The 26309-nt window shown below is 47.0% G+C and carries 23 protein-coding genes and 1 tRNA gene; 8 read left to right on the top strand and 16 right to left on the bottom strand.

Features of this window, described 5'->3' with window-relative positions:
- Nucleotides 1–15 precede the first annotated feature (15 nt).
- Nucleotides 16–201, top strand: coding sequence for a hypothetical protein (locus NLBNIHML_RS27330; RefSeq protein ID WP_339241093.1), 186 nt, complete (start codon nt 16–18; stop codon nt 199–201).
- Nucleotides 202–302: 101 nt separating this feature from the next.
- On the opposite strand, the gene NLBNIHML_RS27325 is transcribed toward NLBNIHML_RS27330, so the two are convergent.
- A tRNA-Leu gene (locus NLBNIHML_RS27325) sits at nt 303–387 on the bottom strand.
- Between the two features lie 222 nt (nt 388–609).
- Here NLBNIHML_RS27325 and NLBNIHML_RS27320 point away from each other — a divergent pair.
- From NLBNIHML_RS27320 to NLBNIHML_RS27310, 3 genes are all read left to right on the top strand, one after another.
- Nucleotides 610–1602 carry a Gfo/Idh/MocA family protein gene (locus NLBNIHML_RS27320; RefSeq protein ID WP_494353241.1) on the top strand — a complete coding sequence of 331 codons (993 nt, stop codon included), beginning with the start codon at nt 610–612 and terminating at the stop codon, nt 1600–1602.
- Between the two features lie 55 nt (nt 1603–1657).
- The gene (locus tag NLBNIHML_RS27315) at nt 1658–2053 is read left to right on the top strand and encodes a DoxX family protein (RefSeq protein ID WP_494353240.1); all 396 of its coding nucleotides are present in this window, start codon (nt 1658–1660) and stop codon (nt 2051–2053) included.
- A gap of 222 nt (nt 2054–2275) precedes the next feature.
- Complete coding sequence (locus tag NLBNIHML_RS27310; protein WP_339241087.1) at nt 2276–2638, top strand: winged helix-turn-helix transcriptional regulator; 363 nt, start codon at nt 2276–2278, stop codon at nt 2636–2638.
- A gap of 47 nt (nt 2639–2685) precedes the next feature.
- Here NLBNIHML_RS27310 and NLBNIHML_RS27305 read toward each other — a convergent pair whose 3' ends face one another.
- From NLBNIHML_RS27305 to NLBNIHML_RS27290, 4 genes are all read right to left on the bottom strand, one after another.
- Nucleotides 2686–4302, bottom strand: coding sequence for a sensor domain-containing diguanylate cyclase (locus tag NLBNIHML_RS27305; protein WP_339241085.1), 1617 nt, complete (start codon nt 4300–4302; stop codon nt 2686–2688).
- A gap of 158 nt (nt 4303–4460) precedes the next feature.
- Complete coding sequence (locus NLBNIHML_RS27300) at nt 4461–5204, bottom strand: spermidine synthase (protein ID WP_494353239.1); 744 nt, start codon at nt 5202–5204, stop codon at nt 4461–4463.
- A gap of 161 nt (nt 5205–5365) precedes the next feature.
- Nucleotides 5366–6268: a LysR family transcriptional regulator gene (locus tag NLBNIHML_RS27295; protein WP_339241083.1), complete on the bottom strand. Its 903-nt coding sequence runs from the start codon at nt 6266–6268 to the stop codon at nt 5366–5368.
- A gap of 33 nt (nt 6269–6301) precedes the next feature.
- Nucleotides 6302–6739: a MerR family transcriptional regulator gene (locus NLBNIHML_RS27290; protein ID WP_339303152.1), complete on the bottom strand. Its 438-nt coding sequence runs from the start codon at nt 6737–6739 to the stop codon at nt 6302–6304.
- A gap of 163 nt (nt 6740–6902) precedes the next feature.
- Between NLBNIHML_RS27290 and NLBNIHML_RS27285 the strand changes: the two genes are divergently transcribed.
- The 3 genes from NLBNIHML_RS27285 to NLBNIHML_RS27275 all read left to right on the top strand — a co-directional run bounded on the left by NLBNIHML_RS27285 (nt 6903) and on the right by NLBNIHML_RS27275 (nt 10402).
- Nucleotides 6903–7781 carry an SDR family NAD(P)-dependent oxidoreductase gene (locus NLBNIHML_RS27285; protein WP_494353238.1) on the top strand — a complete coding sequence of 293 codons (879 nt, stop codon included), beginning with the start codon at nt 6903–6905 and terminating at the stop codon, nt 7779–7781.
- A gap of 240 nt (nt 7782–8021) precedes the next feature.
- Nucleotides 8022–9185: an oxalate decarboxylase family bicupin gene (locus NLBNIHML_RS27280; RefSeq protein WP_494353237.1), complete on the top strand. Its 1164-nt coding sequence runs from the start codon at nt 8022–8024 to the stop codon at nt 9183–9185.
- Between the two features lie 77 nt (nt 9186–9262).
- The gene (locus NLBNIHML_RS27275; protein WP_339241074.1) at nt 9263–10402 is read left to right on the top strand and encodes a zinc-dependent alcohol dehydrogenase; all 1140 of its coding nucleotides are present in this window, start codon (nt 9263–9265) and stop codon (nt 10400–10402) included.
- Nucleotides 10403–10541: 139 nt separating this feature from the next.
- Here the strand turns inward: NLBNIHML_RS27275 and NLBNIHML_RS27270 are convergent, their stop codons facing one another.
- The 4 genes from NLBNIHML_RS27270 to NLBNIHML_RS27255 all read right to left on the bottom strand — a co-directional run bounded on the left by NLBNIHML_RS27270 (nt 10542) and on the right by NLBNIHML_RS27255 (nt 15257).
- Nucleotides 10542–11330, bottom strand: coding sequence for a class I SAM-dependent methyltransferase (locus NLBNIHML_RS27270; RefSeq protein WP_472478898.1), 789 nt, complete (start codon nt 11328–11330; stop codon nt 10542–10544).
- A gap of 206 nt (nt 11331–11536) precedes the next feature.
- On the bottom strand, nt 11537–13504 hold the full coding sequence (locus tag NLBNIHML_RS27265; RefSeq protein ID WP_494353236.1) for a PTS fructose transporter subunit IIABC: 1968 nt from the start codon (nt 13502–13504) through the stop codon (nt 11537–11539).
- A gap of 92 nt (nt 13505–13596) precedes the next feature.
- Nucleotides 13597–14508, bottom strand: coding sequence for a 1-phosphofructokinase (pfkB, locus tag NLBNIHML_RS27260; protein WP_494353235.1), 912 nt, complete (start codon nt 14506–14508; stop codon nt 13597–13599).
- A 2-nt stretch (nt 14509–14510) separates the two neighbouring features.
- Nucleotides 14511–15257, bottom strand: a complete 747-nt coding sequence (locus tag NLBNIHML_RS27255; RefSeq protein ID WP_494353234.1) for a DeoR/GlpR family DNA-binding transcription regulator — start codon at nt 15255–15257, stop codon at nt 14511–14513.
- Between the two features lie 189 nt (nt 15258–15446).
- Here NLBNIHML_RS27255 and NLBNIHML_RS27250 point away from each other — a divergent pair, with 189 nt between their 5' ends.
- Nucleotides 15447–16130, top strand: coding sequence for a G1 family glutamic endopeptidase (locus NLBNIHML_RS27250; RefSeq protein ID WP_494353233.1), 684 nt, complete (start codon nt 15447–15449; stop codon nt 16128–16130).
- Between the two features lie 119 nt (nt 16131–16249).
- On the opposite strand, the gene NLBNIHML_RS27245 is transcribed toward NLBNIHML_RS27250, so the two are convergent.
- The 7 genes from NLBNIHML_RS27245 to NLBNIHML_RS27215 form a co-directional block, all read right to left on the bottom strand.
- A complete protein-coding gene (locus NLBNIHML_RS27245) occupies nt 16250–16741 on the bottom strand; it encodes a hypothetical protein (RefSeq protein ID WP_339241055.1) in 492 nt (163 codons plus the stop codon).
- A 135-nt stretch (nt 16742–16876) separates the two neighbouring features.
- A complete protein-coding gene (locus tag NLBNIHML_RS27240; RefSeq protein ID WP_494353232.1) occupies nt 16877–18307 on the bottom strand; it encodes an NAD(P)-binding domain-containing protein in 1431 nt (476 codons plus the stop codon).
- Between the two features lie 334 nt (nt 18308–18641).
- Complete coding sequence (locus NLBNIHML_RS27235; RefSeq protein WP_339241052.1) at nt 18642–18878, bottom strand: DUF896 domain-containing protein; 237 nt, start codon at nt 18876–18878, stop codon at nt 18642–18644.
- 111 nt (nt 18879–18989) lie between these two features.
- Nucleotides 18990–22610, bottom strand: coding sequence for a beta strand repeat-containing protein (locus tag NLBNIHML_RS27230; RefSeq protein WP_494354769.1), 3621 nt, complete (start codon nt 22608–22610; stop codon nt 18990–18992).
- Nucleotides 22611–23597: 987 nt separating this feature from the next.
- On the bottom strand, nt 23598–24551 hold the full coding sequence (locus tag NLBNIHML_RS27225) for an SDR family NAD(P)-dependent oxidoreductase (protein WP_494354768.1): 954 nt from the start codon (nt 24549–24551) through the stop codon (nt 23598–23600).
- 117 nt (nt 24552–24668) lie between these two features.
- Nucleotides 24669–25190, bottom strand: a complete 522-nt coding sequence (locus NLBNIHML_RS27220) for a TetR/AcrR family transcriptional regulator (protein WP_339242991.1) — start codon at nt 25188–25190, stop codon at nt 24669–24671.
- Between the two features lie 333 nt (nt 25191–25523).
- Nucleotides 25524–26303, bottom strand: a complete 780-nt coding sequence (locus NLBNIHML_RS27215) for a hypothetical protein (RefSeq protein ID WP_494353231.1) — start codon at nt 26301–26303, stop codon at nt 25524–25526.
- Between the last annotated feature and the right edge of the window lie 6 nt (nt 26304–26309).

Here is a 26309-nt window from a genome sequence, read left to right as displayed (position 1 = left end):
CAAGTAGGTGAATTAATGAAATTAACCAACGAATTAGGAATATCGCTCGGATTTCTCGCCGGAACCACCTTTGGCAGCGGTATCGCTTTTTTGTTTCGTCTCCAGTCCGTTGAGGTTATTGCCAGTGTTACACTGTTTGGAATAGCTGGAGCTATCACCGGCCTCATTATGGCAGTCATTCTGCGGCAACGTCAGCATTAGAGTGCCAACAGCGAAATACCGAATTCACAATGTTATTGTAAAAATAAAAGAAAGGTTCGTGAATTGCTCTAAAGCAACTCGCGAACCTTTCTTTGGTTTGATGCGGTCGAGAGGACTCGAACCTCCACGGGGGGTTAGCCCACACGGACCTGAACCGTGCGCGTCTGCCAATTCCGCCACGACCGCATATTATGTATCTCCTCATCCATGGATGAAAAGCGTTCCGGTGAAGCAATTCCTTGTTTTACCGTAATTCAGAGTATACATGCTCCAAAATAATAATGCAACTTCTTTTTATCCATTCAGAAAAAGGACATATGTCCTTTTTTATCAACGTCAAACACCCTATCGTATTATCAAGCAAACAAACCACCAATACGAATGATACATTGAAGGAGAGATCTCATTTTGAAAACAACCCATCTGTGCTTTATCGGTGCCGGGTTTCATGCATCCACGAATATATATCCTTCTGTCGTTGAATGCGGAGCGCAGATCCAGGCCATTGCCACTCGCAGTACGGAACGATCTGAAGCAGCTCTGCTGAGATTTGGCAGCAATGGCAAAGCGTATGATAACGCTCAGCTTATGTTACAGCAGGAAACTTGTCATGGAGTCGTTGTGGTCGCCCAGCCTATGGATCAGACTGCTCTTGTCCTTGAATGCATTCAGGCTGGCAAAAATGTATACGTGGACAAGCCGCTTGGATGGAACGCTGCGGAAGCCTCCACTGTAGCCGAAGCTGCCGAGCAGGCTGGCGTCGTTGTCATGGTTGGTTTTATGAAGCGTTATGCTCCGGTCTACTTGAAGTTAAAAGAACTCATTAATGGTGGATCGCTAGGTAAAGTGCGTTCGTTTCAGATGAAATTCGCTGTAGACAGCACCCCGTTTTGCAAGGATGAGGAGCAGTTCATCAAACTCGCTGCCATTCATATGATCGATCTGATGCGCTACTTATTCGGAGAAGCTATACGTGTTACAGGCACAACCGTGAAGGATGGGGAGCACATTAATCAAAGCATTTCCCTTGTATTCGAAAATAACGTGGTAGGCAGTGCTTATTTTACCGGCATGAGTGCCTGGTCACGGGAGAGTGAAAGTGTACTCGTCACCTTTGATCACGGATTTGCGTCAGCTGAAGAGATCAACACTCTTACTGTCCATCAATCCCGAAGCTCGACAAGCCTTCCCTGGAAATCTCTCGAGGAGCAAGATACCGTATATACCCCTTCCGGATCTCCCATGTCAGGAGCTTATCGCGACCTTTATCTACGCGGTTTCGTTGGTGAGATGGCGCACTTCATCACGTGCTGCCAGAACCAGACAGTCCCACATTCTAGCGCCAAGGATAATATTGCAACGATGGCTCTATGTGACTCCATTCTATCATCACTGAAGTAGCATATACACACTCATTATCATACTTTAACACATTCAGAGAAGAGGAAATCATCTCATGTTAGACACGGGTCTACTCATTATTCGTCTCGTTATCGGTTTTATTATGATCGGACATGCCTGCAAGAAACTGTTTGGCTGGTTTGGGGGTGAGGGTGTATCAGGGACGGCTGAATTTTTCGGAGCGATTAGCCTGAAACCCGCTAGAGCGTTGGCCGTGTGCGCAGGACTTGCTGAATTAATTGGTGGATTCCTGTTTGGAGTCGGTCTATGGATTATCGTTGGAGCCATTCTACTCATGCTTCCGATGATTGTAGCCATAGCCAAGGTTCACGCAGATAAAGGTCTATGGAATCTGAACGGAGGATTCGAATATAACCTTGTGATGATTGGATCATTACTTGGTGTTGCTCTCGCTGGAGCTGGTGCATATTCCCTCGATGCCCTGATATAGTGTACAAAATTCATCCCATTTATTGAGCCTCCATGTTTCGCAAGCCGAAACGGGGGCTCTTTTTTTCTTACAGACATCATCACATCTGCCTGCGCCTAGGATTAGGGTTTATAATCTGCATAATAAGTGATATGCTCTTTCATGAACTATACGTACGATATGTAATGTAATCACCCAAATGGATACCATAGATTATCACCGTAAAGTGGAGGTGCACTAATAATGAAAAAAGATGCAACCAAGCCATGTCCAACGCCATACGGCTGTTCCGTGGAAGTTACTCTTAGTGTGATTGGAGGCAAATGGAAAGGTGCCATTTTGTATCACTTATTCTCTGGTCCTCTGAGATTCAATGAGCTTCGCAAATTGTTTCCTGACATCACCCAGCGTATGCTCACCCTACAACTTCGAGAGTTGGAAAGCAGCGGAATTGTTCATCGTGAAATCTACCCCCAAATCCCACCAAAAGTGGAGTACTCGCTCACAGCATTTGGTGAAACGCTACGACCAATTATCTTCAGCATGCGAGATTGGGGAGAAACGTATACCAATGAGGTGCTGGCCAGATCCTCACAAGAGGTATAGAAAACAAAAGAAGCTGTCCCTTGTTCTTAGGGAGCAGCTTCTTTTGTTTATTTGATAACCGTCTGGATCGTAACCGTACGATTACGCCCCTCTTCCTTCGCTTGATACAATGCATTATCGGCCAAGTGAAACAGTTCTGTGGATGTTGTGGAGTGCTTCGGATATTCAGCAATACCAGCTGAGATGGTTACGGAACGATCAATAGGCAATATGCTTTCTTCGACCGTTATTCGGATACGTTCAGCAATCTCAAAAGCCACGTTAGACTCGGAATTCCTTAATAAGACTACAAATTCCTCTCCACCAAAACGAGCACAGACATCTTCCGTGCGAACAGACAATTGAATGATATTGGCAATGTGTTTCAGCACTTCATCCCCAGCATGATGCCCGAATGTATCATTAATGGACTTGAAGCGGTCAATATCCAGAACAATTATGGAGAATGGTGCTTCATCCTGAATCCATTCCTGAATGACTTCTTCGAAGGTTCTGCGATTGTTCATACCTGTTAAAACATCTGTTCTGGCATCATAGACAAGCTGGTTCTTCTGCTTCCTAAAGTTCGCCAACGCGCCAACAACGGTACGTGTAAGAAGGTCCGCCTCCCTGTTCCAATGAGGCTTCATCACCGGCAGATCCACTTGTCCCTTATCGACCTGATTCACCAAATCAGCGAGCAACACAAACGGACTGGCCAGCTTACGTGCCACCCGAAGTACAATTAGAGTCAGAATCAGGAAAGGCACAGAAGTATACAGTAACAACATACGGATATGATGATTCAATTGATCGTACACCGTTTGGGTTGGAGACACGATGACGACGCCCCAGTCTGTTGACGGAACTTTGTAATAACCGGCAAGTGAATCCACACCTGCAAGGTTCTTGTATTGTTCTTTACCGTTCTCATTTATGAGCAGCTTCTGTACCACTTCATTTTTACTGACATTTTCCCCAATGCGGTTGGTGTTTGGGTGAAATAACAACGTGCCCTTCTTATCCACAATAAAAAAGTAGGAACCATTGCTTGTCTTGAGCTGACTGCCAAAAGACAGACTCAAAATATTATCTTCCTGCAAAAAGATATTTCCACCAATCGTTCCTTGGTACGCACCTGCCGAATCAAAGATCGGTTCACTGACAAATACAATTCTGCGTTTGGTTCGGGGTGTCTGGTACGCTTCGGAGATATAGGAAGCTCTCGATTTAATCGCTTCTTTTGCTGCATCTGAACTAACATGGTTACCTACGCTAGCCTGCGAGTAAGGTGAGGTAGACCTGACTACTCCTGCTTTATCTACCAAAGCAACGGAATTAAAAAAATTACTGCTATTGCGAACCAAATCCAATGTGGAATTCAATTCTTTAGCATTGGTTTGATCCATATCAGGGAAATATTGGGCTGCAAATTTCAAGCTCTCCTGCATGGAATTAAAAAGCGAATCCAGGGTTTGGCTCATTTGCACAGCGCTTGCATAGTTTAGCGTTAGGGTGTTATCAATGAGTGACTGTTTCTGAGATGTATAAGATGAGATGACCATGAGGGTCAATGTCATTAAGACGGATATGGTGACCAGCCCACCGAGTAAAGCTGTAAGACTGATTTTCTTGATGTTTTTTATTTTTCTTCGTAATTTGGATCTTTTGATCTGTGCAATCATTATTTACTTCCCCCGGATTTTCATGAAAAAGCATATTCCCTCTATCTTATACGAAAGTTGTTAAGATCAAATAAAGAGTTTGAGAAATCTTAACAATTACATCGTAAGATTGACGATTTAATGACATTTACTTTCCCTGGAAGAATCACTGTTCAGGTTCAGTCTGGATCAACGATGATATATCCTTCTTCCGGCTCCTGCTCAACAAACCCCGCCATGTGGGGAATCTGAAATTCGATCGCATGATGACTGCCCATTAAAATACGATTTTGAAATTCATCCGCTGTTTCTGTGGGCAATGCAAATGCACGTGTATAAGCAAAGTGTGCCTGAAGTGTCGCATAGATCGCACTCACAAGCCGGTCATCGCCAACATGACCGAACACATTAAGGAGCACAGCACCTTTCTTGTCCAGCTTGTCCTTGACCAAGGCAAAAAAATCACTGGATATCAAATGCTCGGGTGTACCCGTTGCCGTAAACGCATCAACAATAATATAATCATATATCCCTGAAGGCTCCTGCCCTAATAATTCACGACCATCCCCAATGAGTACAGGACTTCCTTCATATCCAAAAAAAGTTCGGCTCAGCTCAGCGACCTCTGCGTCCAGCTCAGCCACCTTTACCTGACAATCAGACAAGTAGGTTGGCAATGTGCCAATACCGTGTCCGACCACAAATACCTTCTCAAATTCAGGATGATTCAGTTCCATTAGATGTACCATCGCTCTTGGATACTCCAAGACCATCCGGGCAGGCTCATCCAGATCCATTGCGCCCTGCACAGCTGCATTGGAGAACTCCAATACACGAAATCGCCCCTTCTCTCCATATAGCTTTTTGGTATCATATACCGTCAGCTCATGCTGTTCACTTTTATTTCGATACAGAACTCTCACTAACCGTTCTCCCTTCGTGCTCTCACACCTATTCGACATATACCTTCATTCTATTACACGGGATGACAACATACCACCCTCTACTTGAGTGATCGCAACAGAACAAAAAAAACCGCTCCCGATTGTACGGAAACGGATTTTTGACGAACCTCCCAACATCATTAAGACCCTATAGCCTCATGCAAAGCTCGGACATATTCCACGCCCAGATTAGAGAGAGAAGTACTCTTATGACTTATCCAGCCCACATTAATGGTTTCCTCACATTCCAGCGGTACAGGAATAATCTCGTTTCCGTTCAGATCAGCGCTAAGCACACCGGTAGAGATCGTATAACCATTCAAACCAATCAACAGGTTAAATAATGTTGCGCGGTCGTTGACCTGTATGCTCTTGGGGTGAGATAACGTACTCAGGATTTCTTCGGAAAAATGAAAGGAATTGTACTCTCCCTGGTCAAATGACAGATACGGATAATCTTGCAGCTGCTCAATCGCAACCGAATCCTGCTTCGCAAGCGGGTTCTTCACACTGATAAAGATATGGGGCTTGGCTGTGAACAAGCTTGTGAAGACCAGACCTGCATCTTTTAACAATTTGTTAATCACTTTGGCATTGAATTCATTCAAATACAGGATGCCAATCTCACTACGCAGGCTTTTCACATCCTGAATAATCTCGTAGGTCTTTGTCTCCCGAAGCGCCAACTCATATTCATCCTGACCATATTGCTGTACCAGACGAACAAAGGCATTCACCGCAAACGCATAATGTTGTGTCGATACGGAGAAATGCTGCGGAGATGGCTTGGCGTTCAGATACCGATTCTCCAACAGTTCAGCCTGTTCTACCACCTGACGTGCGTAACTTAGAAATTCAACGCCCTCTTTGGACAGAGATATCCCCTTATTGGTACGTTCAAAAATGGTGATTCGTAACTCCTGCTCCAGATCCCGAATGGCATTCGACAGGCTGGGTTGCGAGATAAACAGGCGTTTGGCTGCTTCATTCATCGAGCCGCGTGTGGCCACTTCAATTACATATTTTAATTGTTGTAGAGTCAAGGCAGATTTCCTCTTTTCAATATCAATTGTCCGTCAAACGAATATGTTCTTTTTCTCAAAAACAGACATCTGGTTTTCCCCGGTAATAGGGCACTCATCAGGAAACATACTTCGTTTATCCAACTTCTCATCGATAAAATCAACGACCTGCTGTAGCGAAGCAATCTGTGCTTCAACTTTGCTTCGATAATTCACCAGCCTTTCCCGCTCCTCCGGGAAATCTGCGAGATCCGAGTCTATGGACATATGCAAATAGGGCTTCATTTCCTCCAGAGACATTCCTGTTTTTTTGAGGCAAGTGATCAACTTCATCGTATGGATGTCCTCCGAGCGGTACACCCGATGGCGATTAGGCTTGCGTTCAGCCCGGGGAATCAGCCCGATCTTCTCATAATAACGAATGGTATCTTCCGATAATCCGGCCTGCTCTGACGTTTCTTTGATGGAGAACATGACATGGTCGCTCAACATATGGGCCTCCTCCACATTCATTTCTCTCCATATTACAACTTGGAGTTGACTCCAAGTCAAGCATGATCCATTCGAGCCCCTCTTGACTTGGAGTCGACTCCAAGTTATAGAATGAGCGCAGCATACAGATTCGCTCTGTAATCCCATTCTTCTGGAGGTATACATGAATAACCAAAATCAGCTTCACACCGCTCTCATCACAGGCTCAACGTCAGGAATTGGTCTTGAACTGACACGCAAGTTATTGGATGAAGGATGGCAGGTAATCGGTCTCAACCGGTCAGCTTTCCCAGCCGAGGATACCGATATTCAGAACGCCTTACGTTCAGGCAAGCTGCGTTGGGTTCAGGCCAATCTGACCAACTACGATAGCCTGAGAACTGCACTGGATCAGATCAAATCTGATACCGATTCGATTGATGTCTTGTTTAACAATGCCGGGGGGAGCGCCTCCGAGCTTCGTTTCTCTGATCAGGGGCATGAACTACACTTCGAACTTCAGACGGTAATCCCTTATATCATTTACATGGAATTGGCTGAGCTATTGCTCAAAGGACAGATGAAGACCGTCATTAATACTTCCACCACCGCGTTCAAAATGGTCAAACAATTTGATCTAAACATCCTGGAACGTCCAGCTGAATTCAAAAAGCTGTTTGGTCCCTACGCCATTTCTAAGCTCGGCTTATCTCTGTGGACACGCGAGGTTGCCAAATCTGCCAAGGGAGATGGCATACAACTGCTAAGCGTAGATCCCGGTGGAAATAATACGCTACGGGGCAACAAAACATCCGGTCTGCCCTTCTATATCAAACCCATTATGAAATGGTTCTTTCCCCATCCGAGTCATGGCGCTTCATTGCTCTACAGTGCGGCTTTATCACCCACCAGACATGAATCCGGTACTTTCTTGGTGAAAAATAAAGCGACAGCGCTTCGTTTTACCGAGCAAGGTCCTGCCGTTCTCCATCGTGTACACGAAATCTACGAGCAGCGTTTTCGTACAACGCAGCGTGAAAAACCTGCCTCCACCCCATCCTAATCGTGATGTACCAGGAGGACGAAATATAACAAAAACACGCTGAGCGCCTAATGAACGGGCATCTTCAATCCGATCTGGAATTCTGCCTTCATCTGATTCGATAACCAGAAGATGTGACTGCATGCGGTCACGTCTTTTTTGTCGTTTGTCCCTCATATTATCCAGGCCCTGATTCATAGGTGTAGACATAACGATACCATGTCGCGTGTGACATGCCACTGAATCTGGAGGGATCACTCAATGACCAAAGGACAGCAACCAAATGATAAACCTCTTCTCATCCCGCAACCCATTCGCAGTGATGGCGCTGGAGGACCTGATCTGGGACCCAGAGATGTCATGAGAGATATACAAAACCCCGATATGCTGGTACCTCCAGCTACCGATAACGGGTTATTGCCCAATCTGAGAATGTCTTTTTCCGATACCCATATGCAATTGAACCATGGGGGGTGGTCACGTGAAATTACCGTACGGGATCTTCCTGTTGCCACGACACTGGCTGGTGTGAACATGAGCCTGACACCCGGCGGTGTACGAGAACTCCATTGGCACCAGCAATCCGAATGGGCCTATATGATCTGGGGAACAGCGAGAATCACCTCGGTGGATCAGAACGGACGTAATTTTATTGCAGATGTTGGGCCGGGCGATCTCTGGTTTTTCCCAAAGGGTCTCCCCCATTCCATTCAAGGACTGGAGGATGGTTGTGAATTTCTACTCGTGTTTGATGACGGGTCCTTCTCCGATCTGAATACGTTATCCATATCCGACTGGTTTGCCCATACACCACCGGAAGTATTGTCTGTCAATTTCGGCGTGCCCGAATCTGCTTTTCAGTCGATGCCGAAGGAACAGGTGTACATTTTCCAAGATACTGTCCCGGGCTCCATCGAGAGCCAGGAAGTTCAGTCGCCATACGGTACCGTTCCGCTCACTTTCAAACATCGATTGCTGGCGCAGGAACCACTCATTACACCTGGCGGAAGCGTCCGTATTGTAGACTCCACCAACTTTCCCATCTCTACTACTGTTGCAGCTGCACTTGTTGAGATCCGTCCTGGCGCCATGCGTGAACTGCACTGGCATCCTAATGCAGATGAATGGCAATATTATCTGACAGGACAAGGAAGAATGACCGTCTTTGGAGGCAATGGCATTGCTCGAACATTTGATTATCGGGCTGGAGATGTCGGATATGTTCCTGTCGCAATGGGACACTATATACAGAATACCGGTACAGACACTTTATGGTTTTTGGAAATATTCCGAAGTGATCGATTTGAGGATGTGTCCCTGAATCAATGGATGGCGTTAACCCCGCGGGATCTGGTCCGCGACAATCTGAATGCGCCCCCTGAGTTGCTCGATGCGCTGCGAAAAATAAAATGGCCTGTGGTTTAATTTAGTATCTTCTCTATCATTTGAGCTGAAAAGGGGTAATTGTCAGAGAATCCCACTATACAAGGAGGAATATGAAGATGAGAGCCGTTACGTTTCAGGGAATGAAGGACATTCAAGTCAAAGAGGTTGAAGATCCCACACTGCAACAGAAGGATGACATTATCGTTCGTATTACTTCCACAGCCATATGTGGATCCGATCTGCACATTTATCAGGGAGCCCTGCCCGCTGCCAAAGATTATGTTATCGGTCATGAACCGATGGGCATTGTAGAAGAAGTCGGTCCGGAAGTAACACGTGTGAAGAAGGGGGACCGTGTGGTCCTGCCTTTTAATATCGCTTGTGGCGAATGTTTCTATTGCAATCATGACATGGAGAGTCAGTGCGATAATTCCAATGGCAATCCGGATATTCATACAGGCGGTTATTTTGGATTTACTGAGCGCTACGGCAACCACCCTGGAGGTCAGGCAGAGTTATTGCGTGTTCCCTATGGGAACTTCACACCGTTTGTGATCCCGGAATCCTGTGAATTGGAAGATGAGGCCTTATTGTTCCTGTCCGATGTTCTTCCAACCGCTTACTGGAGTGTCGAGAATGCGGGAGTTAAACCGGGAGATACAGTTACCGTACTCGGTAGTGGCCCCATTGGACTGATGACGCAAAAGTTCGCCTGGATGAAAGGTGCCAAACGCGTTATTGCTGTAGATCGCCTGCCCTATCGACTGGAGAAAGCCAAACGTTTGAACGATGCAGAGATTTTTAATTTTGAAGATTACGATGATATGGGTGAACACATTCGCGAGATTACACAAGGTGGAACCGACGTTGTCATCGACTGTGTAGGTATGGATGGCAAAAAAAGCACGCTGGAGGAAATTGGACAGAAGCTGAAATTGCATGGCGGTTCCCTGAGTGCCATCGAGATTGGCATGAAGGCCATTCGCAAATTCGGTACACTTCAACTTACAGGTGTATATGGTTCTTCCTACAACATGTTTCCATTAGGCAATCTGTTTGAACGTAATATCAATCTCAAAATGGGACAAGCCCCTGTTATACATTACATGCCTGAGTTATTCCGTAAAATCACAGCTGGTGAATTTGATCCAACCGAGATCATCTCCCATCGAATTCCACTGGAGAATGCAAGCGATGCGTATCGTATTTTCAACGATCATGAAGACGAATGTACCAAGGTTATACTAAAACCCTGAACCGTCGCTTTGATGATTATAAATATGCCAAAAAAACAAGCAGATCTACCTGTTCAAGGTACTCTGCTTGTTTTTGTTGATTAATATCCGCCCTTTTAGTCGTTCAAAACCTGCCAACTTAATGGTCTGCTCTATTGAATCAGACATGAGTCGGCTTAGTCGCTTGAATATATACACTTTCTCCTTGGAAGCTGTCGAGCTTCCCGTTCGTTGTCACTTCAAAATCAAAAAATTTCCTGATGATGGACGGTGCGCTTAACATGCTTGCTTCAAGTACACCCCTCTCCTGTTCCGGCAGTGCTGCACGATTACACCACTCTTCAAATTTAAAGCGCTTCTGGAAAGAAACCATCGCTTCCATTCGGAAGCCCGCATACTCCAGCATATGAATCCATTCCGTCTTGCGCCATGCTCGAACATGGCTTGCATCTCGGCACTTCTCTACTTCATTGTAAAACTGGTCATTCTCATCACGTTCAGGTGCCACGTTGTCAATCAATAACAACCTTCCACCAGGCTTCATGACTCGCAACGCCTCGTGAACAAACGAAGAAACGTCCGGGAAATGGTGAGCCGCGATTCGGCAGGTCACAAGGTCAAAGACATCATCATCGAATGGTAGCTTCTCCGCATCCCCGGCTACAAAATCTACATTATCGTGTCCATTCCCCAGGATAAACTGTTCAGCTGCCTGCAGCATCTCCTTCGTTAAATCCAGGGCAGTCACCCGCTGAACAAGAGGAGCCAAAGCATTGGCGACATGTCCTCCTCCAGTGGCGATATCCAACACGTTCATATCTGGAGTAGCTTGAGATGAAGACACGAGCAACTCGAGATCTTCACCTTTGGCATGTCCCGTACTCGTCACGTATTTTCCTGCATTTTTCGCAAACTGCTTCTGCACCTGACTCTTGATTACATCAGACATTCAAATTCCTCCTGCATAAGTTTCATTAGTTGAAACACTGTTTCATTATATATTTTTATTTTACCATATATTCATATGAATGCTAAATAAGCATTTTACACAAACACAAATTCAGAGGCAAATTTCCGTTGTCTGATGAAAAAGTTGAAACAAAAAAAAAAACATCCCCCAGGTGAAATCCACCCAGGAGATGTTTCTAATATTCCTTACTTCACAAGCGTTGGTGATTTCTTCCACAAGCCCAGAATCAGACCGGAGATCACTGCACCAATGGCAACGGCAAGCAGGAACAATATTGCGTGGTTCGCCAGTGCAGCAACAAAGATGCCGCCGTGCGGAGCGGGTACATTAATACTCCACAATTGTGTCAGTCCGCCCGCAACAGCAGAACCAATGATGCATGATGTCAATACACGAAGTGGATCAGCTGCTGCAAATGGAATTGCACCTTCCGTAATGAAAGACAATCCAAGAACATAGTTGGTCAAGCCCGATTTGCGTTCTTGCTCCGTAAATTTGGATTTGAAGAACGTCGTTGCCAGGGCAATTGCCAGAGGAGGCGCCATACCACCTGCCATAACCGCCGCCATCCATGCACCGTCTGTGTTACCACTGGATGTGAATACCCCAATCGCGAACGTATATGCCGCTTTGTTGAACGGTCCGCCCATATCGATCGCCATCATGCCACCAAGCAACAGCCCAAGCAATACTTTATTTCCTGTTCCCAGATTACCTAGTGCATCTACAAGCCATGTGTTCAGGGAACCAAAGATTGGATCGAAGACGTAGAAGCTGATTGCACCTACGATCAGCAAACCGAATACCGGATACAGCAAGATTGGTTTCAAACCATCAATTGCTTTTGGCAAACCTTTCAATGCCTTACGAAGACCAATGACTACATAACCCGCCAGGAAACCGGCAGCCAGACCACCAAGGAAACCTGCGTTCGAGTTAACCGCCATCAATCCACCGACCATACCAGGCATCAGGGCTGGACGATCACCAATACTCATCGCGATAAATCCGGCAAGGACCGGAATTAGGAAGTGGAATGCACCTGTTCCGCCACCGATCGTTTGAAGCAGTTGCACAATTGGATTATCAGGACTAGCAATCTGCTCGAACAAGAATGAGATTGCGAGAAGGATACCGCCACCTACAACAAACGGCAGCATATGAGAGATACCATTCATCAGATCTTTATAGATTTTGCTACCTACACTGATCTTGCCAGTGCTTGCTCCCTCTTCCTTGGTACCTCCGCCTTGACTGTGATAGATCGGTGCATCACCGTTAACAGCTTTGCGGATCAACTCTTCGGATTTGCGAATTCCATCGCTCACCGGTCTTTGTAATACCGGTTTACCATCGAAACGTGCCATCTCTACATTTTTGTCTGCGGCAACGATAACCCCTTTGGCGCGGGCAATCTCATCAGCCGTCAGCACATTCTGTGCTCCTTCGGAGCCGTTTGTTTCTACGCGAATGTTAATGCCCATTTCCTGAGCTTTCTTTTTAAGTGCATCTTCAGCCATGAACGTATGCGCTATACCTGTCGGACAGGCTGTAACCGCAACAACAAAATCTTCCGAGTTTGCGTTACCCACGATCACACCAGAGGTATTCTGTGGCTGACCACTAGTAGAGCCGGATGAGGCATTTGCTGCTTTTTCAGCTTTTGCTTTCTCTTTGGCCGCTTCTTTTTCTGCTGCTTCCGCCTGTTTGGCATCAAACAATGCACTGACTTCGGCAGGTGTATCTGTACTCATCAACTGTGAGATGAAATCGCTATCAATCAACAACCTGGAAAGAGCTGCAAGCGTACGCAGATGGGTATTCCCTGCGCCTTCTGGAGCGGCAATCATGAAGAACACATGAGCTGGCTGATCATCCAACGCTTCAAAATCAAGGCCTTGTCTACTCTTGGCAAATACAACCGTTGGTTCATTCACTGCTGTTGTTTTGGCGTGTGGCATCGCAATTCCGCCACCGATCCCCGTGCTGGATTCAGCTTCTCTTTTATAGATCATTTCCTTGAACAGGACCGGATCATTAATACGTCCGCTTCGGTTCAGGCTTGCAATCAGTTCATCAATAGCCTCATCTTTCGTTGTGGCTTGCAGGTCCATGATCATCGTTTCCTGGATCATCAAGTCTGTTATTCTCATCTTGGTACACTCCCTTAGGTTCTATCGGCCTGCGATGGGCAGGCCTCAATACATTACAATTACAAATAAGAAACTTTTATATTTCCGTTAGACTAGATCGTCGTAATAGTTACTTGATTGCGTAATTCATCAATCAATTCACGTGTTGCTAGATCATCCGAGAAAGCAGTCGCGCTTCCAGATGCAACCCCTGTGCGGAAAGCTTCCAGCAGATCGCCGCTCTGTACATAGGTACCTACAAATCCACCAATCATGGAGTCACCAGCACCCACCGAGTTTTTCACAGTACCTTTTGGTACACTCGCATGATGGACTTCTGCTTTGGTAATGAATAGTGCACCCTCGCCTGCCATGGAGATCAATACATGTTTGGCTCCGGCTTCAAGCAACTTGCGCCCGTATAAAACCAGTTCCTCGCGAGTGTCAATGGTTACACCGAACAGTTCGGCTAGTTCATGATGATTTGGCTTCACCAGCAATGGTGCATGTTCAAGAGCTTCCATTAACGCAGGGCCAGTTGTATCAATCACGAATTCCGCACCCGTTTGCTTGCAGACTTTAATGAGACGATCATAAAAATCCGTTCCAAGAGCAGGTGGTACGCTTCCGGAGAGAATGACAATATCTCCTTTTTCCAAGGAAGACAATTTGTGAAGCAGTTGCTCTGCTTCTTCTCCGCTTATTGCAGGTCCAAGACCATTAATCTCTGTCTCTTCTCCGTGCTTCAACTTGATGTTAATACGCGTATCGTCTGCAATTGTGACAAAGTCTGTCCGGATGTGATCTTCTTGCAACTTGTCATTAATGAAACGCCCTGTGAATCCACCAAGGAAACCAATGGCCGTGTTATCTGCTCCAAGTTGATTCAGTATGCGAGAGACATTAATGCCTTTGCCTCCAGGCAGCTTCAAATCCCGATTCATTCGATTCAATCCACCAAGCTTCAGCTCATCAACTTCCACGATGTAATCAATGGACGGGTTAAGTGTTATTGTATATATCATCGTTATCCCTCAATTATTTTAGTTTTCTGGGCGATTCCAGGCCGCCAATGTTCTGGCATCTGCTCGGTAATCAAATCAGCCTCCTCCAAATCAAACAATTTGGCAAAAGTAATTTCCCCTATTTTGCTGGAATCAGCCAGCACATAAGATTTTCCCGACAATTGATGTGCACGCCTTTTAATCAAGGCTTCCTCCGGATCGGGTGTTGTATACCCCATTTCAGGGTCAACGCCGTTGCTTCCAAGAAAACATTTATCAAAACGGAAGTTATCCATGTTCTGTAATGCGATACTGCCAATGACCGCTTTCGTATGAATTTTCATCATACCTCCAAGCAAGTAACTGCGAATACGCTTGCTTACCAAAGCTTCAACATGTGAAAGTCCGTTGGTAACCACCGTTACGTCCTTCGCTTCAATGAAGGGAATCATGGCTAATGTTGTCGTTCCTGCATCCAGATATACGCATTCGCCATTTGCGATCTCCATTGCAGCCAAGCGAGCAATCGCTGTTTTTTGTTGAATGTTTTTGAACGTTTTTTCTTCCATGCCCGGTTCAAGCGTTTTTTCGTTCACCAGTGCGGCACCGCCATGGATGCGTTTGAGCATCTGACGACTCTCCAGATCAATCAAGTCACGCCTAATCGTTGATTCAGAAGCACCTAACACATCAACAAGCTCCTGCAATTTCACAATCCCCTGTGCATGTAAGCGCTCTATAATTGCAGCATATCGTTCTTCAGTCAGCATCTTCATTCCTCCAACTGCTTCTATAGTATCATAATCTCCTCAAAAAACAACCATTTTCATTCAAAATAATTTAAAAACCTTCAAAAAGTTGCATCGTTCGACTCATTTTCTTGTCCAGTTGTCCATTTCCCCAATCCTCAAACACGCATCTGATAATCTAGTCCCGATTTTATAGAAGGTGGTGACCTGATGACAGATCGTCCACACAAACGGCGAAAACCCTGTTCCCTGCATCAGAAAAAGAAAGATTCCTCTTCGCGTTTTGGATGGGTCTCATCCAACTGGAGCGGTTATGCTTGTACAGGAACACTACACCAATACCGCCGCATCTCAGCAGAATGGACAGTTCCCTGTGTTCTACCTAGCAAAGGTAACTCGTATTCATCCGCATGGATTGGGATTGATGGCTTCAAAAATAGCAGTCTGATTCAGACCGGAACAGGTCATGACTGGTTTCAAGGCAAGGCTAGCTATTATGCCTGGTGGGAGATCCTGCCTAACGCAGAAACCATTATTCCACATCCCGTTTCCCCTGGCCATCACATTCGAGCAGTCATCGCCAAATTAACGCCCAAAACCTGGTGCATTACGCTCTCTAATCTAACGTTAGGCTGGACCTTCCGCACCATTCAGTGTTATTCAGGTCCGCAATCCTCTGCGGAATGGATTGTTGAAGCTCCCACTGTTGGAAGCTCTATCGCCTCCATGGCGCGGCTTACCCCTGTAACCTTCAACAAATGTCGCCTGAACGGAAAGTCTCCTGCTTTTCGTACCTGTCAAAAGGGAATTATGATTCAAGGGCGGAGGATGGTCTCCATCCCTGGCAATCCTAATCGTTGCAAAGACGGATTCACGGTACGTCGCGACACTTGAGTATCTAATTCTAATGATCGAACGATGTTTTTTCGTATCTCCATCAAAAATCCTGCAGCCTCCAGCGCTTTATGCGCGGCGTTTGCAGGATTTTGCTGTGCATGGGAATCTCATGATGTTCAAGACTCTACAAGCATGGCATCCGGTTTGGGTTTAAGCCATTTGCCATCCTCATTAATAAACGCCCCCTTGAAGCGTCCCATCTCTAATTGTTCAATCAGCTTCTCCTCGTCCATGACCAGAATCTCAGCGAGCTGTCCCGAGGTGTAATAATCAGCGGGATTGTAATCGAGCAGCACAGGAACAGACGTATCATATAGTTCTTTGATCAGATTCTCAAAGGAATGCCGACCCAGGTTCTTCATATCTCTATAGAACTGCAAATGTTGGGACACCATATTACGGAAAGATTTATTCTCCAGATGCAACCACAACGTATTGCAGGCCTGAACACTCATATGATTTTGTTCCACATCGTAAAATTGCACTTCTTCAATCTTCATGTATTTCTCTTGAAATGCAACTATTTTAATCAAAGGTACATTCCGTTTGCGCGACGCTTTTTTCAAATGGGCTCTAAACTGTTCATAGTTCATTTTTATTTCATTCATCTATTATCCCTGCCTTTAACATGTTCCAACCGACATTTTACAACAATTTAAAGGCAAGTGTAACCTTCATCATGTGAAAAACCAAAAAACGTGCAGCATCAGATGCCACACGTTCGCTATCTTATGGAGGTGCGTTTACTCAGCGAGTGCACCCGTTTTCACCCATGTAGCCGTAAATTCCTGTTCTTCATAAGCATAGAATTGTTGCAAAATAACCTCCCGATCATCGAGGAACAATTGATCCGCTATGGCAGAGACCAGTTTCGGCACGGCACTCTTGGTCCCCGATATGGCCGATGCCGACAAACCACAGCTGGCAAGTGCAGAGTAATTGAATATAAACAGTCCATGTAACTGCTTCTCACCTTGTTCACTCCTGCTAGTCATCGCAAACCCCGAACTCAAGTAAGGATGTGCATCCAGTAATTCATTGCGATGCTCTGACGGAGCCTCATAACGGTCTTTCCAGCGCGCAATGTATGGCTCTACGAGCCTCAGTTCAGGACGAAGCGCCGGATCACTTAGCAGACCTGTGCTAATAATTAGAAAATCAAACGTATATGCTCCTTGTGCCGTATGCACAACCGCACCCTGCTCCGTCGCTTCGACATTCAGCCAAGGCGAGTTCAAATGAAGTTCGAATCCAGGCCAGGCTGCCGCGCGATTAAACGTATCGTTGGTAGGTGGTTGATTGAATTTGAAGAAATGAGAGATCACTTCATATTTATCGGCAACCGGAAGAGCATGGTATCGCTCGATCATCCCGGATTGCTCCATCTGACGAATGGGATTAACACTAGGCAGCTGTTCCCGCCTTACAAATACATGAGCTTCCGCCACACCCGTGGCAAGAGCATAGCTCGCATTATCAAAAGCAGAAGCGCCGCCACCAAGCACAGCAACCCTTTTACCTTTTAACCGATCAAAATTAATCGCTTCAGACGTATGGGCATACAGCTCCCGAGGTAATCTATCCGCAATCATGGATGGCACATGCCACTCTCCGCCACCTTGTATCCCCGTAGCAAACACGACTTTACGAGCAAGTATGACATCCATCTGAGTTCCTGCTTTATTCACATGAAGTCGATGTATTCCGTTCTCTATCGGCTCAACAAGTGTCAATTTCACCTCATTAAGCACAGGCAGATTCAGCACTTCCCGATACCAGCGCAAATAATTCATCCATTCTCCACGCGGGATCTTGTCTACCTCTTCCCAACCTTCGCGTCCAACCTGTGCTTCCCACCATGAACGAAAGGTTAACGAGGGGATACCCAGATCGATGGAAATCAGATGCTTGGGAGTACGCAAAGTTACCATACGCGCATAAGTCTCCCAAGGTCCTTCAAACCCTGATGGATTCTCGTCAATGATGACAATATTGGAGATCCGTTCTCGAAGAAGTCCAAATGCCGCCCCTAATCCACTCTGACCCCCGCCCACAATGACAACATCATAGACATGACCCTCTGCATGTTCTCTTGGACGCACCCAATTCGTACCGCCAAATGACAAATAATCCAGATCATTTTTCACACGCTCATTCAAAGCTTCCAGGCTCATGATTCATCAACCCTTTCGAGATACATATATGAAATAGTCTTTTTCAATCATTTTGATGTCAGTTTGTTGTTAGTTAATACACGAAAAATGATTCTTTTCCCTTGTATTCTTGAAATATATTAGCGTTATTATAGGGGTTATCGAAGATGAATTGAAGTTGACGGAAGCTTTATTGTCATCAAAACTAAAAATAACTAACATGCTTGTAAATCCGCACGAATTACCTAACAGGACGGTACCTTCCTCTTTGGTGTGCTTCCTTTAGACTCAAGGTTCGCAAAAAACAAAAAAAGACAGACCAAGATGTACCTTGGTCTGTCTTATTAAAGGAATGCTATTGGCCGGCCTGTTCACGGCGCTGCAATTTTTCATTGGTTAATTTCTCAGGGGTCACATCATGACCCAGTGGGTCCACAACGGATACTGCCAGCATGGTTGTCAGTACCTGACCTCGAATAGCCTGCAAATATTGTTTTCTAAGCTCGTGCTGCTCGCTTTGTTCTTCTTTGGTCAAACCAACGCTACGTTGTTTTCGACTTAATTCGTTAATTCGTCCCAGAATAGGAATCATGAAATCCACCTCACTTCTTAGTCCACTTTCCAAAAGATATTTCGAATATCTTCAAACTAACTTATTACAAGTTTACGAATTTGTCCATAGGCACAATCCGTTGGAAAGTTATTAGGTGATCTCATGTACAGACCAAAAAATACCATTTGTTGCGCCGCTACCCAGGTTCAACGTAATCGTTAGCCCGTTAGCGGCATAGAACAATCCAATTACATCTCCAGCATTCAATGCCACTTCTACCGCCAAAGTAACAGAACTGCTCCCCAAGACTGCCCGTAGAGTAAGCAATGTAACGGCTACGTTTAAGATGGGCAACAAACCACTAACAAGCGTAGTTACCGTAGGTGATGTTCTCTGGACAAGAAAGGCTGGGTTAACCCCAGCGCCCAGTGATAAGGCGATCGCTGCGGTCGTTGCATAATTGATCGTGGCCACAATGGAATATCTGCCTGTCACTGGTACCGTATAATTTCCTGTCGTTGCGTTGAAGTTGGCGTTACCATAATAAGGACTTGTTGTCGTCCAGTTGGTTAATTGTGTGCTCGTTGCTGTAGAAAGTGTAGCCAAGAAGGCTGAAAACCCTTCTGTAGCAAAGTTAGGCCCGGTTGGCCCAGTGGCTCCTGTAGCCCCTGTGATTCCTGTTGCTCCTGTAGTGCCAGTTATTCCCGTAGCTCCGGTCGCACCTGTTGCACCCGTAACACCAGTTAATCCAGTCGTGCCGGTTATGCCAGTTGCTCCAGTAGATCCGGTGGGTCCGGTAGATCCTGTGGTACCTGTAACTCCCGTAACCCCCGTCTCTCCAGTAATACCAGTTACCCCAGTCTCACCTGTGATACCCATGGCACCAGTTATGCCTGTTGTGCCAGTGGCACCTGTTGCTCCAGTCAATCCCGTCGCACCCGTGATGCCGGTAGATCCGGTTGACCCAGTCGATCCCGTTTCTCCAGTAGATCCAGTGGGTCCTGTAACACCAATTGGACCTGTGACCCCAGTTATGCCTGTAGTTCCTGTTTCGCCGGTAACTCCCGTGGTACCTGTGATACCTGTGACACCTGTAAATCCTGTTTCGCCAGTTGCACCTGTTGGCCCCGTCACACCCGTCGTGCCTGTGACCCCAGTTATCCCTGTCTCTCCTGTAATACCTGTGGCACCAGTTGACCCGGTCACACCTGTCGCACCCGTGATGCCGGTAGATCCGGTAACTCCTGTGATTCCAGTTACGCCAGTGACACCCGTAAATCCAGTAATTCCTGTTTCGCCGGTCGCACCTGTTGGCCCCGTCACACCCGTCGTGCCTGTGACACCGGTTATCCCTGTCTCTCCTGTAATACCTGTGGCACCAGTTGACCCGGTCACACCTGTCGCACCCGTGATGCCGGTAGATCCGGTAACTCCTGTGATTCCTGTTACGCCAGTGACACCCGTAAATCCAGTAATTCCTGTTTCGCCGGTCGCACCTGTCGGCCCCGTCACACCCGTCGTACCTGTGACACCGGTTATCCCTGTCTCTCCTGTAATACCCGTGGCACCAGTTATGCCTGTCGTGCCCTGTTCGCCTGTCGTGCCAGTGGCACCTGTTGCTCCCGTAAATCCCGTCTCTCCAGTGATACCAGTTACCCCAGTCACACCCGTCGCACCCGTGATGCCGGTGACGCCCGTGCCACCTGTTGCTCCCGTAAATCCAGTTTCTCCAGTAGTTCCTGTCTCGCCAGTAACTCCCGTGCCACCTGTTGCTCCCGTTGCTCCTGTGATTCCCGTTAAGCCTGTGACACCCGTAAATCCAGTAATTCCTGTTTCGCCAGTTGCACCTGTTGGCCCCGTCACACCCGTTGTACCTGTGACCCCGATTATCCCTGTCTCTCCTGTAATACCCGTGGCACCGGTTATGCCGGTCGTGCCCTGTTCGCCAGTCGTGCCAGTGGCACCTGTTGCTCCCGTGATACCAGTCGTGCCGGTAGATCCCGTTTCTCCAGTAGATCCAGTGGGTCCGGTCACACCAGTTGGACCTGTGACTCCGGTTATCCCTGTCTCTCCTGTAATACCCGCTGCACCGGTTATGCCGGTCGTGCCCTGTTCGCCAGTCGTGCCAGTGGCACCTGTTGCTCCCGTGATACCAGTCGTGCCGGTAGATCCCGTTTCTCCAGTAGATCCAGTGGGTCCGGTCACACCAGTTACCCCTGTGACTCCCGTAAATCCCGTCTCTCCAGTGGTACCAGTTACCCCAGTCGAACCTGTGATACCCGTGGCGCCTGTTGCACCGGTTGACCCAATCCCACCCGTCGTACCCGTGATGCCGGTGCTACCTGTTGCTCCAGTAATTCCTGTTTCCCCAGTTGCACCTGTTGGCCCCGTCACACCCGTCGTACCTGTGACTCCAGTTATCCCTGTCTCACCTGAAATACCCGTGACACCTGTTGCACCTGTAAATCCAGTATTTCCAGTTACCCCTGTTACTCCCGTTATGCCGGTCGTGCCGGTAGATCCGGTAGATCCGGTAGCCCCAGTAAATCCCGTTTCTCCAGTGGGTCCGGTAACACCAGTTGAACCTGTGACTCCCGTAAGCCCTGTCTCTCCTGTAATACCAGTTCCTCCAGTTGCACCTGTGATACCTGTATTCCCTGTTACACCCGTAGCTCCTGTGATTCCCGTTGCGCCAGTTGCACCTATTGGCCCCGTCACACCGGTGGTACCTGTGACACCGGTTATCCCTATCTGTCCTGTAATACCCGTTGCACCTGTTGCACCTGTAACACCTATCGCACCCGTGATGCCAGTGCTACCTGTTTCTCCAGTAATTCCAGTTTCTCCAGTGGTTCCTGTCGCACCTGTAGTTCCCGTAACGCCAGTTATGCCTGTAGTTCCTGTCTCGCCAGTAACTCCCATGCTACCCGTTGCTCCTGTGATTCCTGTGACACCTGTTAATCCCGAAATTCCTGTTTCGCCAGTTGCCCCTGTTGGCCCTGTCACACCCGTCGTGCCTGTTTCGCCGGTTATACCCGTAGTCCCGGTGAATCCTGTCGTACCAGTTATGCCAGTACTTCCAGTTAATCCGGTTACCCCAGTCGGACCTGTAACACCTGTTACACCCGTCTCCCCTGTGATGCCCGTGGTTCCTGTTTCTCCAGTTAATCCGGTTGCACCGGTCACACCAGTTATACCCGTAACGCCAGTTAAGCCAGTCGCACCGGTGACTCCCGTTAGACCGGTCATACCTGTTATGCCCGTAACTCCGGTAATCCCCGTGATACCAGTAAGTCCAGTTGCACCTGTCATTCCTATGGTTCCTGTATCTCCCGTAGATCCAGTTACTCCAGTAGCACCAGTGGGACCCGTGACACCAGTTGAACCTATGTCCCCTGTTATGCCCGTTTCTCCAGTGGCACCAGTAATTCCAGTAATACCTGTCGTGCCGGTTGAACCTGTCATTCCATTTATCCCAGCAGGTCCCGTTTCCCCAGTCGCTCCAATGGCTCCGGTCACACCCGTGAGACCGGTTAGACCTGTCGCTCCAGTCGTCCCTGTTACGCCAGTAACTCCTATTACACCTGTTGGACCCGTCGTTCCTGTATCTCCTGTTGAGCCGGTAGGACCAGTAATCCCAGTAACTCCTATGAGTCCCGTCACACCAGTCGTTCCGGTGGCCCCAGTTAACCCCGTTTCTCCAGTAACACCTGTTGTTCCTGTTGTCCCTGTTTCACCGGTTACTCCAGTTGTCCCCATAAATCCAGTCATTCCGGTTATCCCAGTAGCCCCCGTGGCACCATCCGTACCTGCAACCCCGGTCACCCCCGTCTCTCCAGTAGCTCCGGTCACACCTACGCTACCTGTCGTTCCGGCTGCGCCAGTTACTCCTGTGTTACCCGTGACTCCTGTTATCCCAGTTAGACCCGTTTCTCCGGTAACGCCAGTAATTCCAGTTGCACCAGTCGGACCCGTGACTCCTGTTTCACCGGTTGAGCCCGTAAAACCAGTTAGTCCCATCACACCAATTCCAGTTGGACCAGTTGCTCCTGTAAATCCGGTGCTGCCCGTAAAGCCAGTTATACCAGTATTTCCTGTAGCACCAGTCACGCCTGTATTACCAAATCCGGTTATTCCAGTTGCGCCGGTTGTTCCTGAGACTCCAGTCGATCCGATGCCAGTTGCTCCCGCCTCACCCGTTGGTCCGGTCGTACCTTTAAATCCTGTAGCTCCAGTCACACCTGTGGTCCCCATTAGTCCAGTAGCTCCTGTGGCTCCAGTTACTCCGGTACTTCCCGTAATTCCAGTTACTCCAGTTCGTCCTGTTAGACCGATTGCTCCCCTTTTGCCAGGAGATCCAGGGTCTCCGATTAACCCTGTAACTCCAGTTGCTCCAGTGTATCCTCTCATCCCCCGATAACCCCGTGGGCCTCGAAGGAAAGGGCTTCTGTGGCTTTTCTTTTTTTTGCATTTACGTCTGCCTTTTTTACAAGACTTGCTCTTCCTAAGGCTAGCGTGCTTTTTTTGTTTTTTTACTTTCCGTTTAACTTTACTAATTGAGGAAATCTTGCGTTTCTTTTTGGACATAACGCTCACTAGAAAATCCCCCCCTCCTTGTACACCCACGTCAAATCTCCGCTTTTTACAATAGTACACTCTATGCCCAGGACTAGCTTTGTGCGCCCCCATTCAGGATACCTCTGAAACTCCCATAGTTAGTGATCAATCAATTACTTGTCCCGAAAGATATATTCCCTTCTACTCCCCCTGCAACTCCTTAATCGTTAACGCAATTCCTTCTTCAAAAGATGTTGCCACAACCGGGCCAATCCGTTCTTCATACTTTTGTCTACTCAAGATCAACGGGTCCACCGTCAGATATAACATCTCTACAATTTCTTTCATAACGGGTACACCCAGTCCAATCAATGACAGTCCCACTTTTCCTAACGCGATCACAGGTTTTCTTCTCCCCGCAGCCTTCTGTGCCATATGCACAATCTCATGACCCGAGATGATCCCCGATCCAGGAATGTTCCAGTTCTGCCCATATGTCGTCTCCCTGCTTGCCAATTCCACCACCATGACCGCAGCATCCGGCAAATAGATATACTCTCTGGCTACCTTCATATTCCCGATAAAAAAAGCCATCTTGCCTTTCGCTATCGCTTCAAGCGTGGAACCCAGATAGGAAGCCTGATTGGCCGTTGGGCCATAATAGTCTGGCAAGCGAACAATCATCACCTGAGCTCTGCTCCATCTTCTGCTGAATAACATTTGTTCATAGGCAAGTCGTGTCTTGCCTTTGCGGGTATGTGGCTGCTTCGGATGTTCTTCCGTAACCTCTTTCATTTGTCTTTTGCCATAAGGGTAGATTCCGTCTATTACAACCACGTTCAGCCCCAAGTGTTCTGCCGCCGTCATAACGGATTCACCCAGCGGAATCAGTCTGCTCTCCATCTCGTTATACGGAACGTTCGCACAATGGAACATGACATCAATTTCCTGGGAAGCAGCAATAATATCATCCGACTGAAATGCATCTCCCACTGCGATTTGTAGGTGACTCGGAGATCCCAGCTTTACCGCAAGTTGCTCCAGTTTTTGACGAGAGCGCCCAAATGCAATCGTAGAAATTCCCCGTCTAATCAATTCCTCCGTAATCGCTGCACCTGTTCCACCTGTGGCTCCAATAACAATAGCTTTTTTCATCATATACCGACCTCTTTCATTAATTTAGTGATTGATCAATTACTTCCTGAGAACAATATAAACCATATTTAGTGATTGATCAATAACTAAATTTAAAAAAGGGACTTCACTCCCTCTCTATCGATCCTTCAGCTCCGGCATATCCAATGCTGTAGATACATTACACAACATCCCAATCGCCAGGAAAATCATGGTTCTTTTGAGTGGTTCCGCAATTCCTGCAACTGTGAAAGCTTCCAGTACCATGCTTCGTACATCACCAATGCCTTTTTGCATGGCCTGACGAATGACTTCTTCCCGGATGGTTTGCGCCTGCATTTGAAGCAAGATCTCGCTCTTGTGAGATTCCAGAATCTTATCGTAGGCTTGAATTAAGTCATTTTCCAACTGATCTGGCGTCGCCGTCTCCACAACGATTCGGAACGCTTCAATCACTCGTGTCCATGAGACTTCAATTGCAGTTAATAATAAAGCTTCTTTTGTTTTAAAAAAACGAAAGATATACGGCTGTGAAATCTCTGCCCGTTCAGCCACTTGAGCTGTAGTCGCACGGTAATAACCAATTTCCGCGAAGACGTCAATCGCTGCAGAGATAATATCATTTCGCCGATTAACCGATGCTGCTGTATCTTTAGCCATCATTTTTCCCCTTCCAACGCACAGTTATGAATTGATCAATAACTTGAAGTATATCCGATCCAGGTAATCAACGCAAAATCCAAAAACGTGAAAAGTCATTCATTTTTGAGCTTACTCGGATTTTATCCCTACGTTTGCCTGAACTTTCCCGTCCAAAACCAACAAACCCGCAGACGCTGGCTTAAGCCGCTGCAGGTTATGGAGCATGTCGATGTCCAGACCGATTCTTTATAAAGAGGATTTGGGGACATGGTCTCGCCCAAGCCTCTGGCGTCAGTTTCGAAGAGAACCAGGATCGAAGCAGATACGACGATGCGGTACGAAAATGTCAGTTCACTCCTGTAGAAGATTATGCAATCGGGATTCCGAATCCAGCTTCGGACAACTGTCGCAATAACCATGTGTATGACTTCCGTCTCCAACTTGATAAGCCAAACAACAATATCGACGTATCAAGAACGGCGGTCCTTGCCACTCGGGGTGATCAAAGTGATTCAGCTTCATGGCAAATGTAAATGCATTTTCATTTTGTTCGTCAAGCCATATGCTCTGATCTTCCTTGATCTGTGCAAGCCGTTGATCCGTCTTCCATATTCTTTGATCATTAATCATGCGTTCATACAATTGTTGCACATTATGCGCAACCAGAGACCACATGACCTTATCACTCGCTCCTGTACTAATGGCTACTGCTCGCAGAACAGGTACCAGATGTAACAGCATTCTCTTCTTGAGCAAGGTACTCTCTGACCTGCGCTGGACAGGATCGGGACCTTCCAGAAAGATTTTCTCTAGCAGAGCCTCATATCGCATGCCGCCTGATCCATTCAATGCGAACCGTATATCATCATCGGCCATACTAAGTGTAGTGTCGTATAGACTGAATGCAGAGATCACGGCCATTACCAACACCGAATAGCGCTTGGCAAAAAGTGTACCGACAGCTACACTCCCTTTTCCATCCAATTGAAGCCCTTGTTGCATAGCCTGTTCACGCAATATTAAGTCTCGTTTCTCTTCATCCAGCAAATCCTTCACTCGGAAAGGAAACTTGGAATCATTGCAGTCTGCTCGGATCGTCGTCACAAAAAATTGCTGTAATACTTCCGACATCTCTGA

The organism is Paenibacillus sp. JNU01, from assembly GCF_059130585.1.
The sequence above is the reverse complement of the archived record's forward strand: the minus strand, read 5'-3'. Positions and strand labels throughout refer to the sequence as shown.